General features: G+C 66.3%; 12 protein-coding genes. 5 read left to right on the forward strand and 7 right to left on the reverse strand.

Annotated elements, in window-relative coordinates; translation table 11 throughout:
* Positions 1 to 51 precede the first annotated feature (51 nt).
* Complete coding sequence (locus IDF66_RS10910) at positions 52 to 918, forward strand: ribokinase (protein ID WP_190266843.1); 867 nt, start codon at positions 52 to 54, stop codon at positions 916 to 918.
* Here IDF66_RS10910 and IDF66_RS10915 read toward each other — a convergent pair.
* Positions 915 to 1,415 carry a dihydrofolate reductase family protein gene (locus tag IDF66_RS10915; protein WP_190266844.1) on the reverse strand — a complete coding sequence of 167 codons (501 nt, stop codon included), beginning with the start codon at positions 1,413 to 1,415 and terminating at the stop codon, positions 915 to 917. The genes IDF66_RS10910 and IDF66_RS10915 overlap by 4 nt on opposite strands.
* A gap of 88 nt (positions 1,416 to 1,503) precedes the next feature.
* Positions 1,504 to 2,280, reverse strand: coding sequence for a crotonase/enoyl-CoA hydratase family protein (locus IDF66_RS10920; RefSeq protein ID WP_190267444.1), 777 nt, complete (start codon positions 2,278 to 2,280; stop codon positions 1,504 to 1,506).
* A 106-nt stretch (positions 2,281 to 2,386) separates the two neighbouring features.
* On the opposite strand from IDF66_RS10920, the gene IDF66_RS10925 reads away from it, so the two are divergent.
* The gene (locus IDF66_RS10925; RefSeq protein ID WP_190266845.1) at positions 2,387 to 3,712 is read left to right on the forward strand and encodes an aspartate aminotransferase family protein; all 1,326 of its coding nucleotides are present in this window, start codon (positions 2,387 to 2,389) and stop codon (positions 3,710 to 3,712) included.
* 20 nt (positions 3,713 to 3,732) lie between these two features.
* Here the strand turns inward: IDF66_RS10925 and IDF66_RS10930 are convergent, their stop codons facing one another.
* Positions 3,733 to 5,751, reverse strand: a complete 2,019-nt coding sequence (locus tag IDF66_RS10930; RefSeq protein ID WP_190266846.1) for an OPT family oligopeptide transporter — start codon at positions 5,749 to 5,751, stop codon at positions 3,733 to 3,735.
* Positions 5,752 to 5,904: 153 nt separating this feature from the next.
* Positions 5,905 to 6,618, reverse strand: a complete 714-nt coding sequence (locus IDF66_RS10935; RefSeq protein ID WP_190266847.1) for a DsbA family protein — start codon at positions 6,616 to 6,618, stop codon at positions 5,905 to 5,907.
* Between the two features lie 182 nt (positions 6,619 to 6,800).
* On the opposite strand from IDF66_RS10935, the gene IDF66_RS10940 reads away from it, so the two are divergent.
* Positions 6,801 to 7,232: a MarR family winged helix-turn-helix transcriptional regulator gene (locus tag IDF66_RS10940; RefSeq protein ID WP_190267445.1), complete on the forward strand. Its 432-nt coding sequence runs from the start codon at positions 6,801 to 6,803 to the stop codon at positions 7,230 to 7,232.
* A 26-nt stretch (positions 7,233 to 7,258) separates the two neighbouring features.
* Here the strand turns inward: IDF66_RS10940 and IDF66_RS10945 are convergent, their stop codons facing one another.
* Genes IDF66_RS10945 through IDF66_RS10955 form a run of 3 tightly spaced genes read right to left on the reverse strand, consistent with a single transcriptional unit; the run spans position 7,259 to position 10,519 of the window.
* On the reverse strand, positions 7,259 to 7,855 hold the full coding sequence (locus tag IDF66_RS10945; protein WP_164308055.1) for a TetR/AcrR family transcriptional regulator: 597 nt from the start codon (positions 7,853 to 7,855) through the stop codon (positions 7,259 to 7,261).
* Between the two features lie 6 nt (positions 7,856 to 7,861).
* Positions 7,862 to 9,487 (reverse strand): carboxylesterase/lipase family protein, encoded by a 1,626-nt coding sequence (locus tag IDF66_RS10950; RefSeq protein WP_190266848.1) that lies wholly within the window; start codon positions 9,485 to 9,487, stop codon positions 7,862 to 7,864.
* A gap of 54 nt (positions 9,488 to 9,541) precedes the next feature.
* The gene (locus IDF66_RS10955) at positions 9,542 to 10,519 is read right to left on the reverse strand and encodes a LacI family DNA-binding transcriptional regulator (RefSeq protein WP_190267446.1); all 978 of its coding nucleotides are present in this window, start codon (positions 10,517 to 10,519) and stop codon (positions 9,542 to 9,544) included.
* A gap of 192 nt (positions 10,520 to 10,711) precedes the next feature.
* Between IDF66_RS10955 and IDF66_RS10960 the strand changes: the two genes are divergently transcribed.
* Together IDF66_RS10960 and IDF66_RS10965 are read left to right on the forward strand one after the other, a co-directional pair.
* Positions 10,712 to 11,932, forward strand: a complete 1,221-nt coding sequence (locus IDF66_RS10960) for a Gfo/Idh/MocA family protein (protein ID WP_190266849.1) — start codon at positions 10,712 to 10,714, stop codon at positions 11,930 to 11,932.
* A gap of 179 nt (positions 11,933 to 12,111) precedes the next feature.
* Entirely contained in the window at positions 12,112 to 13,110 is a 999-nt protein-coding gene (locus tag IDF66_RS10965; protein WP_190266850.1) for a sugar phosphate isomerase/epimerase family protein, read from the forward strand.
* Positions 13,111 to 13,165 lie beyond the last annotated feature (55 nt).

The raw sequence follows: 13,165 nt of genomic DNA on the forward strand, positions 1-13,165 counted from the left end.
GGCGCGACGAACCCGTCCGGTTCCGGCGGCAAGACGGGGATACTCGGTGCCATGGAATCCTCGTCACCGATCGACGTCGCGGTCGTCGGGACCTTGAACATGGACGTGATCGTGCGGGTCGCCCGTATGCCGCGCGCCGGCGAGACCATCCTGGGCACCCGGCTCTCCGAGCGCCCCGGCGGCAAAGGCGCCAATCAGGCCCTGGCCGCGGCCGGGGTGGCTCGCACGGCGCTGATCGGGGCGGTCGGCAACGACGACGCGGCGCACCGTCTGATCGCGAACCAGCATGATGGTGGGGTCGAGCTCGGCCATCTCCATCACGTCGACGGCATCAGCGGTCGGGCGATCATCGAGGTGGACGACCGGGGAGACAACCGGATCATCGTCCTGACCGGTGCCAATGCGGCGCTCACAGCCTGCCATGTGGAACGCGCGCTCGACGCGTTGATGCCGAAGGTCGTTCTCACACAACTCGAATCGCCGCACGACGTCACCGACTGCGCAGCGGCGTGGGCCCTTGCGAACGACCGTCGGTTCCTGCTGAACCCGAGCCCGGTGTGCCGCCTCGACGAGCACGTCATCGGCGCCGCGGACCCGTTGATCGTCAACGAGAACGAGGCGGTGTTCTACGCCGGCGGCGACTCGGCCGACGATCCCACGGGTCTCGCCCGTCGCCTGCTCGTCCACTCACGATCGGCGGTCGTCACCATGGGCGGCGACGGAGTCGTCGTCGCGACTGCCGACGAGATCCGGCGCGTAGAGGTCGAGCAGGTGCGGGCCGTCGACACCACCGGTGCGGGAGATCTGTTCGCGGGAATCCTGGCCGGCCACCTCGCGCGCGGTGCGACGCTGATCGACGCGGTCGCACCGGCGGCCGCCGCAGCGACCGAATTCGTTGCGCGACCGCGTGATCGCTAACGACGTGCGTAACGGAACAACACCGGGCCGGACTCGAACGGCCGCGTCTCCACCAGCTCGAGATCCAGTCGCGCACCTGCCGGGAAGAACGGGATGCCACCGCCGATCGCCACCGGATACACGACCGGACAGAACTCGTCTATACGGTCGAGCATCGCCGCGGCCAGTGTCGCGCCGCCGATCTGTACGTGGCCGTCGCGGTCGGGGATTTCGCTGATGTCGCGCACCAGGTCGGCGCCGTCGACGTGCTGCAGCGTGCTCGAGACGACGATCCGCGGTGTGTTCTGCCAGGCTTCGGCATACTCCAGTTCGGCAGGCGACGACTCCGGCGGCGGTGCCACCCAGTACTGCATCGTCTCCCACAGGTTGCGTCCGTAGACATCCAGCGCGGACTCCTGCTGGGTGCGCACCCAGTACGCGAACACATCGTCGGCCGGTTCGGACCAGTCGAAATTGCCGTCGGCGTCGACGACATAGCCGTCGGCCGAGATGTTCATGCCGTACACGATCACTGCGCTACCTCATCCGGATGTCGCGACGTCGGTCCTCACGATTGTCGCGCGTCGGTCCCGAAACCGGAAGAGGTCATCGCTTCGACCAGCGCGCCACCCGCTCCTTGTGGTCACTCGTCTGATGCGCGAGTGGCTGCATCGCGGCCGCGAGATTCAGCACCGTGTCGAGCGATCCGGTCCGCGATTCGGTGAGCAGACGTTTGGCCATACGCAGCGCATGCGGCGGATTCTTTGCTATGCGTCCCGCCAGTTCCCGTGCTGCGTCGAGGAGCTCGCCGTCGGGTACGACGCGGCTCACCATGCCCCACTCGAGGGCCTTCGCGGCGTGGACACGGTCGCCGGTGAAGGTCATCTCGGCGGCCCGTTCGTAGCCGATGGCGCGCTGCAGGAACCAGGAGCCGCCATCGCCGGGTATCAGCCCGATCTGGACGAAACTCTCGGCGAAAAAGGCTGATTCGGCGGCGATACGCAGATCGCACATCATCGCCAGATCGCAGCCTGCACCGACCGCGGCGCCGTTGACCGCGGCGATCACCGGCACCTCGCATCGCAGCATTGCTCTCGGAATCCGTTGTATCCCATCGGCATAGCCGAACCTCTGCTCGGCGCCGCCGAGGCCGAACAGTCCTTCCTCATCCGCCATTTCCCGGACATTCCCGCCGGCAGAGAAGATGTGACCCGCGCCGGTGAGGATCACCGCGCGAACATCGGTGTCGGCGTTCGCCGCGTCCACGGCATCCTCGAATGCGGCGACCAGATCTGCTCCGGTGATGGCGTTGCCGACGTCGGGGAGGTCGATCGTCCACACCGAGACGCCGCCGTCGGTGTTGATGTCCAGAGGGTGGTGCACGGTGGTGCCGCCTTTCGTCAGGATCGCTGATTGCACCCTACGACGCCAGATGGGAATCCCCCATCACCCGAGTTGCCCTCCCCTCGTCGCGACGTACCGTTGCACCATGACGAGCACTCGTGACCACATCGGGCCCCCGAGCCCGCTCGCAGGCGATCCGCAACGTCACCTGCTGCGCTACGGCGGCACGATCTCGCCGGAGTTGATCGGGCGCGCGGCGGGTACTCACGTGTACACGGTGGCGGGCCGCGCCCTTCTCGACTTCACCTCGGGCCAGATGTCGGCAATCCTCGGCCATTCACATCCGGACATCGTCGAGACGGTGCAACGGCAGATCGGCACGCTCGACCACCTCTTCAGCGGGATGCTCTCCGAGCCGGTGGTGGAGCTGTCGGCGCGGCTCGCCGATTCCCTGCCCGACCCGTTGGACAAGGTCCTGCTGTTGACCACCGGGGCAGAATCCAACGAGGCCGCGATCAGGTTGGCCAAGCTCGTCACCGGCAGGCACGAGGTCGTGTCGTTCGCACGTTCGTGGCATGGCATGACCCATGCCGCGGCCGCCGCGACCTACAGCGCAGGCCGGAAGGGCTACGGTCCGGTGGCGGCGGGCAATCTCGCACTACCGACCCCGAACGCGTACCGCCCCGACTTCGTGGCGGCCGACGGATCATTCGACTGGCAACGCCAACTCGACTACGGATTCGAGATGATCGACGCCCAGTCGGTCGGCTCGCTCGCCGCCTGCATCGTCGAGCCGATTCTCTCCTCCGGCGGCGTCATCGACCTGCCCCTCGGCTATCTGCGCGCACTGAAGGACAAGTGCACCGAGCGCGACATGCTGCTGATCGTCGACGAGGCCCAGACCGGGTTGTGCCGCACCGGGAACTGGTACGCCTTCGAGCGCGACGGCGTGGTCCCCGACATCCTCACCCTCTCGAAGACCCTCGGCGCAGGCCTCCCCCTCGCCGCGACCATCACGTCGGCGGAGATCGAGGCGATCGCGCACAAACGTGGCTTCCTGTTCTTCACCACCCACGTCTCCGATCCGCTACCGGCCGCCGTCGGCAACACCGTTCTCGATGTGCTCATCCGGGACGGACTCGATGCGCGGGCCCGAGAAGCGGGCGTAGTCCTGCGAGACGGCCTTCTCGCAATCGCGGACCGTCACGCGGTGGTCGGCGATGTCCGTGGACGCGGACTCATGCAGGGCATCGAATTGGTCACCGATCGCGAAACCAGAACCGGTGCAGACGAACTCGGTGCAGCAGTGACAAAACGCTGCTTCGACCTCGGGCTTCACATGAACGTGGTCCAACTTCCCGGCATGGGTGGCATCTTCCGCATCGCACCTCCGCTGACCGCCACCGACGACGAATTGCGATCCGGACTCGCGATACTCGATCAGGCCATCGGGGAGTGCGCCGCCACCTGACGTCCGGCGACCGAGAGCCCCTACCGCACCGAATCCTGCGCGGCGTCCGGCTCCGACTCCTTCGACGCCCAGTTCTGGGTCCACCTGTACAGCCCGGCGACGACCAGGACGAACAGCACGACGCCGAGGATCTCCGAGCCGGTCTCCCAACCGTCACCGATGAACGGGAGGTTGAGCACGGCGTCGTTGCCGGTCGCAGCGACGATCGCGGCGAACACCACGTTCCACAGGCTCTCACCGACGATCAGGCCGGTGGCGAGCAGCACACCCATGCGCTTCTTGCGCTCCACATTCCGGCCGGTGCGCTCGGCCCAATTGTTGTAGGCGCGACCGATGAAGGCGCCGATGGGGATGACCAGGGTGACCGACATCGGCAGATACATCCCCATGCCGACCGCCAGCGGAGGAACCCGAAACCTGGTCGTGGTCTTGCCCAGCACCTCGTCGACGATGATGACCGCCGCCCCGATCAACGCACCGACGCCGATCAGGGCCCAATCGAGATCGCCACCGAACACACCTTCGGCGAGTGACGAGATCAGCCCGGCCTGCGGTGCCGGTAGCGCGTCGTCGCCTGCTCCCGGCGCCCCCACGAAGCCGAACGCCGTCTGCATCAGCTGCAGCACAGGCGGGATGACCACGGAACCGAACACGACGCCGATCACCAGTGCCACCTGCTGCTTCCACGGTGTCGCGCCGACGAGCTGACCGGTCTTGAGGTCCTGCAGATTGTCGTTGGAGATCGTCGCCACGCCGAAGACGATGGCCGCGGTGAAGAGCGTGTAGGCGACCAGTGCGGTGGACTGTGAATCGTCTGCCGACCCGAAGGTGATCTTGATCAGGACGGCGGCGACCAGCACCACCACGATCCCCACCCCGGAGATAGGGCTGTTCGACGATCCGATCAGCCCGGCCATGTACCCGCAGACAGACGCGACGACCAGGCCGATGACAAAGACGAAGACGATGCTCACGGTGACGATCCCGGCGGCACTGCCGTGAAGCACCGTTCCCGTTGCGAAGTCCCAGAGCATGAACCCGATGGGGATCAAGGAGGCAAGGATGACACCGGAGACGATGGTGACCGGGATGTCTTGTTCGGTGAGATCGACCTTCGAGCCGGCCCGCCGCGCCCGCGTCGAGACCACCGCCGCCCTGATCCCCCGCACAATCGGTCCGATGATCTTGATCAGCGTCCAGATCGCCGCCACCGCAATCGCACCCGCGCCGATGAATCGGACATCGTTGGTGAAGGCATCGCTCACCACGTCCTCGATGGAACCGGTGGCCGGGACATCGCCCCAGGTCCGGATCGGCAGCAGCACACCGTAGGAGATGATCAGCCCGATCAGCATCGAGATGCCGACAGTGATGCCGACGAGGTGACCGACACCGATCAGCGAGAACAGCAGTCCGGCACCGAACATGGTTCCACCCGAACCGACCCGAATGGCGCCGGAGATCGTGCCGGCGATCAGCTTGGTCTGGGTGAGCAACGAGAAGACCGCGGAGACAACACTTCCCACCACGATCACCCGTAGGCCGCGCCGGTTCTCCTCGGCACCCTGTGCGGTGTCACCGACTTTCAGGACCTCGGCTGCAGCCGCCCCTTCCGGATATGGGAGATCTGATCCCGTCACCAGGGCACGGCGCAGTGGGATCGAATACATCACACCGAGGATGCCGCCGATCAGGCACACCGCCACGGTCGTCCAGTACGGGAAGCCCGTCCACCAACCGATCATGATGAGTCCCGGCAGGACGAAGATGATCGCCGAGAGCGTTCCGGCTGCCGACGCGATCGTCTGCACGATGTTGTTCTCGACGACGGAGTGATCCGCGAAGTACCGCAGCAGGCTCATCGATATGACAGCAGCGGGAATGGCGGTGGCGAAGGTCAGTCCCACCTTGAGACCGAGGTAGACGTTGGCCGCAGTGAACACCAAGGTGATCAGACCACCGAGGACGATCCCGCGGATGGTGAGCTCTTTGAGCCCCGCGGAGGGGGCACCCTTCACGACGGAGCCTGGCGTGGACATGGCGGCGACCCCTTACCCGACTGTTCGGCGTTGTGGACTCACACAACTGTAGGAGGGGGGTCGGTGATCCGCAGGGATTCCGTCCAGCGTCGGCCGCGCCGGAATCCCGGGCGGTCCGAATCACCCGACTCGGTATCGGGTCAGACGTGATGCTCAGTCGTCCGCAACCGCACACCCGTCCGGCCCGCAGGTGTCTGCCGACTCCACGCCCACCGGGAGGAGCTGATCGCCCCAGGCCAGTTGCAATGCCCTGGCGAAGGTTTCGGACGGTTGCGCACCCGAGACCGCATACTTGCCGCCGAAGACGAAGAACGGAACGCCGGTGGCGCCGAGAGAAGCAGCCTCGCTCTCGTCCCGACGGACGGCGTCCGCGTAGGCATCCGGATCGTCGACGACCGCGCGCACGCCTGCCTCGTCGAGTCCGGCGCGCACCGCGATCTCGACCAATCGCTCGCGATCACCGAACAACGGCTCGTCCTCGGCGAAGTTCGCCTCGTACAGGGCGTCGAGCAGAGCTTCCTGCCTGTCCTGCGCAAGGGCGTGATGGAGCAGGCGATGCATGTCGAAACTGCTGCCGAAATCGCGACCACTCGTCCGGTAGCCCAGTCCGAGGTCGTCGGCCTGGGCAGCGATGCCCTGCTCGTTCGCGGCCGCCTGCTCCACCGGAATCCCGTACTTCTGGGCTATGTGTTCGACGACGGGAGCGCTCGTTCCCGGTGCAAGCGTCGGATCGAGTTCGAACGAACGGTGCACCACCGTGACGCCGTCACGCTGCGGAAACTCCTCGAGCGCCGCCTCGAAACGTCGCTTCCCCAGGTAGCAGAAGGGGCAGTTGATGTCGGTCCAGATGTCAACCGTCACGGTCATGGCAGGCAATCCTCTCCGTCCGTCGGCTCCTGACCTCGGACACCTTGGCTCCAACGCATCGCGCGCACCCGATGTTCCGTCGCGGATCGGACAGACCACCGGCCGGCGTTCGTGCATCTCGGTACTGTCTGAGCATGTCGGAACCCGCCGACCGCGCCGAGGGGGAAGGTACGACTGCGACCATGGGCCCGGATCCCATCACCGACCTGGAGGCCGAACTCGTCGACATCTGGCGGCGTGGTCGTATCCAGATCCGGGACCGCGTGCGCGCGATCCACCCGAAACTGGATCCGACCTGTTACCCGCTGCTGGTCCTGCTCTCTCGCAACGACGCCGTGCCGATGTCTGCCCTGCTGGGCGAGCTGGGACTGGAGAAGTCGACATTGACCCGGCAGATCGACTCCGTGGTACGCCTGGGTCTCGTCGAGCGCCATCCCGATCCGGACGATGCGCGGGCACGCGTGGTGGCCATGACGGACACCGGACGCGCCCGCTTCGACGACGTGACCCTTGCTGCCCTGGCGGAGTGGCGAGATCAACTGTCCCGATGGGATCCCGACGACGTCCGACAGCTCGCCCACCTGCTCAGACGTCTCGCCGAGAGCACAACCTGACGATCCCGCAAAGGGAGCGTCGCGGATCATGTGTCGCCACGTGTCGCCCGGTCGAAAAGGGCGACCAGCTCTCGTTTTTCGTGTTCGGCATCGCCACCGACGGCGATGCGGGCAAGTGCGGCGTCGAGCCCTGCTCGGATCGTCCCCGCCACGATCGTCGGATCACAATCGGCGAACTCACCCGTCCGGATCCCGGCCGACAGGATGCTTTCCAGTTCGAGTAGTTCCGCGGCGTGCTCACCACGGCCGGAGCGTGGGTGATCTGGTGACCGATAGATCGCCGTCAGCGCCGCCATCTCCGGAGCATGACGCGCGTAGAAGCCGATGCTGCCGCCGATGAAGATCGACAGCGCCGCCCGCGGCGATCCCGCGGCGCGAACGCGGTCGCCGAGTATGTCTGTCGCGAGCGAGTACACATGTTCCACAACCGCACTCAGCAACGTGTCGCGATCGGTGAAGTGATAGGTGATGACCCCGCGACTGATACCGGCCCGGTCGGCCATCCGGGACAGACTCGCCCGCTCGACTCCGACGTCGTTGATGACGGCGATCGCTGTCTCGATCAGTTGCGCGCGGCGCGCCTCGTGGGTGAACGTGGTATTCGATGTGCGTGCAGATGGCATGGTCGTCTATCCCCAGAAGTCGCACTGGTGTTCGGTGGCGAAGTCGGCCGGCCGCGTCGACGTCGTGCCGAATCGGAGAACGTCGCGCGCGTCCCCGGTTGCCTGGATCATCTCGGTCGCGCCATCTGCATGGGGAGTCTCATTGCGGGCGAACGACGTCCAGTAGTCGATGAACTGGTCGGCGATCTGCCGACGGCGCGGTGAGGTCAACAGATTCTTGCCACCGAGGTCGAAATAGTACGGTGTGTCCGTCGCGTGCGCGGCGGCCTGTGGGATCGTCGTGATACCGCTGACGTCGGGAGCGGTCTCGTCGGCGAACTCATAGGCGAATGTCGGTGCGGCAGAGGACATCAGACGTGCGCCTCGGAGAGTGGGGCACGCCCACGCGGCGTCGGTGACCACCGTGGCCCACGCCACGCCCGGGCTCGGATATCGATCGAGCGGATACCGTGTCATCACGCCGGGAGCGCGACTACCGAATGACTTCTGTACCAGTGCAGGATAATTCGCGGCGGTCACCGCGTCCGGTTGCATCGCGAGCAACCCACCGACGAATGATCTGTGCTCGTCGTGGTTGCCCCCGGTGATCACCGGGATGGCCAGGCGCTGCCCGTCGGCAATTGCCGCAGCCGGATCACGGGGAAGAAGTGGCGTCCCGTAGGTGAGTTGGTTGGAGAAGTTCTCGTTCTGCGTGAGGAGCCGTTCTGCGGGCAGGGTTCGCAGACACTCGACCACGGCCGTGCCGGTGCAACCGAGTTGTTCGGCCGCGCCGACGCCCGTGGCCTGGCTGTCGGGTTGTGAGGCATACGGCGTCTGTGCCGGCACCTCGGGATACAACGTCCCTGCCGGCCAGTTCAGCATGCACGAACCCGACGCCAGGATCGCGCGGTCGACCAGTCCGCGCGCGGCGGGAGAGGTCAGCAGCGCGCACGCCGACATCGCACCGGCCGATTCACCGAAGACGGTCATATTGCCCGGATCACCGCCCAAGGCCCGCGCGTTGGCCTTGACCCAGCGCAAGCTCTCGACCTGATCGGCGAAGCCGAAGTCACCGCCCCCATCCAGACCGGGCGTATTCAGGTAGCCCATGATGCCGAGACGGTAATTGACCGTCACGACGATCACATTGCCGCGGTCGGCCAGTCGCTGTGCGTCATAGGCGCTGCCTGCGCCGGTGGTGTAGCCACCACCGTGCCACCACACCATCATCGGCAGACCGGTCGGATCGTCGATCGTCCGGGGTGTGGTGATGTTGAGCGTCAGGCAGTCCTCGGAGGGCGGCGGATGATCGCCCGGCACCGGAAACGTCTGCATACACGGACTCCCCGCCCTGGTGGCATCGACCGGCGCCGACGACCTCGTGACGGGCTCCGGCACGGTCCATCGCCGATCGCCGACCGGCGGTTGCGCATACCGGACCCCCAGGAACTCGCGGACGTGGGCCGTCCGGATGCCGTGGAGGTCGCCGCTCGTCGTGGAGATCTCGATCGGCCCGGTGGCCGAGCCGTCCGACGTGGCCGAACAGCCGACCATGACCGAGAGCACCAGGGAAATCGACACGATCAGTGCATACGCGCCGACGGTTCTCGTGCTCGGCGCGCGCAGGACAATTCCGGGGTCGTCGCGATGCATGTCACCAACATAGGCGAAAATTTCCCAGGGCCGGGAAATTGATCGGGAAATTGGTCACCGCGGCGGCGCCGTGGTTGCCCGGATGACCAGTTCCGGCACGAGCGTGGTCGCGACGCGGGTGATGCGCTGTCCGTCCAGCCGCCCGACAACAGCCTCGACGGCTTTGGTCGCCTGGTCACGTGGCTGCTGACTGACTGTGGTGAGGTCGACATTGCTCAGCCGGGCGAGCACGCTGTCGTCGTAGCCCGTCACCGAGACATCTCGCGGCACATCCACGCCTGCCCGCCTGAGCACGTCGAGGACGCCGACTGCTTGCCGGTCGTTCGCGCAGACAACGGCGCTCGGCCGGTCGCCGCGAAGGATCTGACGGGCCGCCGCCATTCCGGCCTCCTCGGTGAAATCCCCCGCATCGACCACGGCGCCCTCTCGCTGGAGTCCGTTGCGCTGCATGGCGCGGAGAAACCCCGTGCGACGATCCGCGGCGATGGCCCCTGGCCCGGCCGCGACATGGGTTATCCGCCGGTGACCCAATCCCACGAGGTGGTCGACGACCCCGCCAATCCCCTTTCCGTCGTTGGTGCGGACCACATCGACTGATGCGGCACCCACGCGTCGCCCGATCACCACGGTCGGCAAGCGTTCGCCCAACATCGAGATCACCCCGGTCTCCAGCTCCGGTCCGACGAGAAGCATTCCCTCGCAGCGGAAATCGATCAGGGTCTCGATTACCCGGGATTCGTCGTGGGTCGGAGTGACCGCCCCGAGCACCACTTCATAGCCGGCGACATCAGCTGCCGCGACAATGCTCTCGACGATCTCCGCATGAAAGCTGTTGCTGATCTGGGCAACTGCGCCGATGAGGTGCGACCGACGCGCGGTCATCAGGGCGGCCGCGCGATTCATGCGATATCCGAGGACCTCGGCCGCGCGCAGGACTTCTTCCCTGGTCTTGTCGCCAACCCCCGGCGCCTTGCGGAACACCAGCGACACCGTCGCCTTGGACACCCCGACCCGGTCCGCGACATCCTGCATGGTCGGCCGTTGCGATGCGTTCGCCACCGATCCCCTCTCCTGGACAGCTCCGCCACCGAAGGCTTGACAAGCTGTGTGACTCGGCTCATAGTACCTGAATCAAGCCGAAACTAGACCGGTTTAGTAGACCGGACAAGTTGAGACCTCGAACACGCCGGCCGGACGGCCGGCACCACAGAAGGAGCTGGTCCAGTGACCGAGAAATCGATCGGAGTCGCCGTCATCGGTGGCGGTATGGCGGGACGCGCCCACGCTGCGGGATACCGGATGGCGAGCACCCTGTTCGGCACCGATCGTCCGGATGTGCGTCTGGTGGCGATCGCCGATGCGAATCGGGCCGTCGCCGACGACACCGCGAAGCGATACGGCTACGAGCGCGCGGAGTACGACTGGAAGGCCATCGCCGATGCTCACGACATCGATGTCGTGAGCGTGGTCGTGGCCAATCACCTGCACCGGCAGATGGTCGAAGGTCTGTTGGCCGCTGGTAAGCACGTCCTGTGCGAGAAGCCGCTCGCGGGTTCCCTGGCCGACGCCGAGGCGATGGTCGAGGCCTCCGCGGCTGCCAAGGACAGCGTGGCCGCCGTCGGTTACACCTATCGGCGCTCCCCGGCCGTGGAACAGATCCGACGCGAGCTGACCGCAGGCACCATCGGCGACCTCGTCCACTTCAACGGCCACTACTGGTGCGACTACGCCCTCGATCCCACCTCGCCGATCACCTGGCGTTACCAGGGCGGCCCCGGTACCGGCGCCCTCGCCGACGTCGGCAGCCACATGATCGACCTCTCCGAGTTCATCTGCGGTCCGATCGCCGAGGTGTCCGGAGCCAAGTTCCACACCGTCATCACCGAACGACCGATCCCGATCGGCACCACCTACGGCCACACCAAGGGCGAGGTCAGCAACGAGAAGGCACCCGTCGAGAACGAGGACATCGCCACCTTCACCGCCACCTTCGACAACGGTGCCGTCGCCACCTACTCGGCCTCACGCGTGGCCCACAGCCTGCCCGACGGTCTCGGCTTCGAACTCTTCGGCACCGGCGGTTCGGCGTCGTGGGAACTCGCACGCATCGCAGAGTTCGCACTCGTGGCCGACGACGTTCTGTCGGTCCCTGAGGGCCGGAGCGCCTGCGTGGGTTCACGAAGGGCCATCAATGGCCCTCGGCGCATCACCATCGGCCCGGAGCACCCGTACATTCGCGGCGGCCTGCCGATGGATGCGGGCGGCGTCGGGCACGGCAAGGCCGAGCTCTTCGCCTACCAGGCCCGCGCGTTCCTCGACCAGGTGGCAGGCATCGACGCCCTCGGGCCGCTACCGGGCTTCGACGTCGGCCTACACAGCATGCGCGTGGTTGCCGCGATCACCGAATCCGCACTCGACGGCGGAGCAACCGTCAAGGTCATCTGATCGCCCCGCCCTATCCGCTGATCCAACCGCTGATCGTTCCAACCCGCTGATCGAGTAAGCCCGCGAGCCTGCGACCGAGCGCATCGAGATCGACGCAGAACGCGATCTCGATGCGCTCGTCGCAAGCTCCTCACTAACTCGATCAGCGGGGCTACACCCCCAACCAAGGAGCCACACCCATGAAACTCGGTGTCTACACCGCCATCCTGCACGACCGTCCGCTCCCCGAGGCGCTCGAGGTCATCGCCTCCGTGGGCCTGACCGGCGCAGAGATCAATGCCGGCGGATTCCTGCCTGCCCCGCACCTGCCCGTCGACGACCTGCTCTCCGGTGCCGTCACCCCGGCGGAGTACCTGTCGAACTTCGACGGCACCGGCGTGTCCATCGCAGGCCTCAATTGCAACGGAAACCCACTTCATCCCGATCCCGAGGTCGGACCCGAAGACGCCGAGGACCTGCGCAAGGCGATCCGGGTCGCCGGGCTGCTCGGCGTCGACCGGGTGGTCACCATGTCCGGCCTGTCACACGCCCACCCCGGTGGCCTGTGGCCGGCGTGGCACGTGAACACCTGGGACTCGGGTTATCTCGATTCGCTCGACTATCAATGGGATGAGGTCGCGGTGCCGTTCTGGACCGAGATCGACGCCCTCGCCCGCGAGAACGGGGTGAAGGTCGCCATCGAGATGCACCCGCAGAACCTGGTGTTCAACCCGCCGACCCTCAAACGTCTGGTCGACAAGGTCGGCGCCACCAATGTCGGCGCCGAGATGGATCCGTCGCATCTGTTCTGGCAGGGCATCGACCCGGTCGAGGCCGTCGAATGGCTGGGCCCGTTGGTGTTCCACGCCGCCGCCAAGGACACCCGCATCAACGACAACTGCCGGATATACGGTGTGCTCGACGAGCGCTTCACCCGGATCCCCCTGTCGGAGAATCCCACCGGACTGGGCGGCAAGCATGTCGTGAACAAGTGGCCCGAGGATTCGGCATGGGACTTCGTCGCCGTCGGCCGCGGCCACGACGTCGACTTCTGGGCCCGCTTCCTGCAGGCGCTGGAGAAGGTGGACCCCGAGATGTGGGTCAACATCGAACACGAAGACGTCGAGTTCGACGCGCTCGAAGGCCTGCAGGTCGCCGCCGGCACCCTGCGATCAGCCGACTCCACTCTGGTTCCCTGAGAGCCGGCCCGAAGAGAAGAGATCACCATGCCCTCCACCGGAAGCCGGTCACACG

The sequence above is a fragment of the Gordonia hankookensis genome (genome assembly GCF_014673215.1).
GTDB classification, from domain to species: Bacteria; Actinomycetota; Actinomycetes; order Mycobacteriales; family Mycobacteriaceae; genus Gordonia; species Gordonia hankookensis.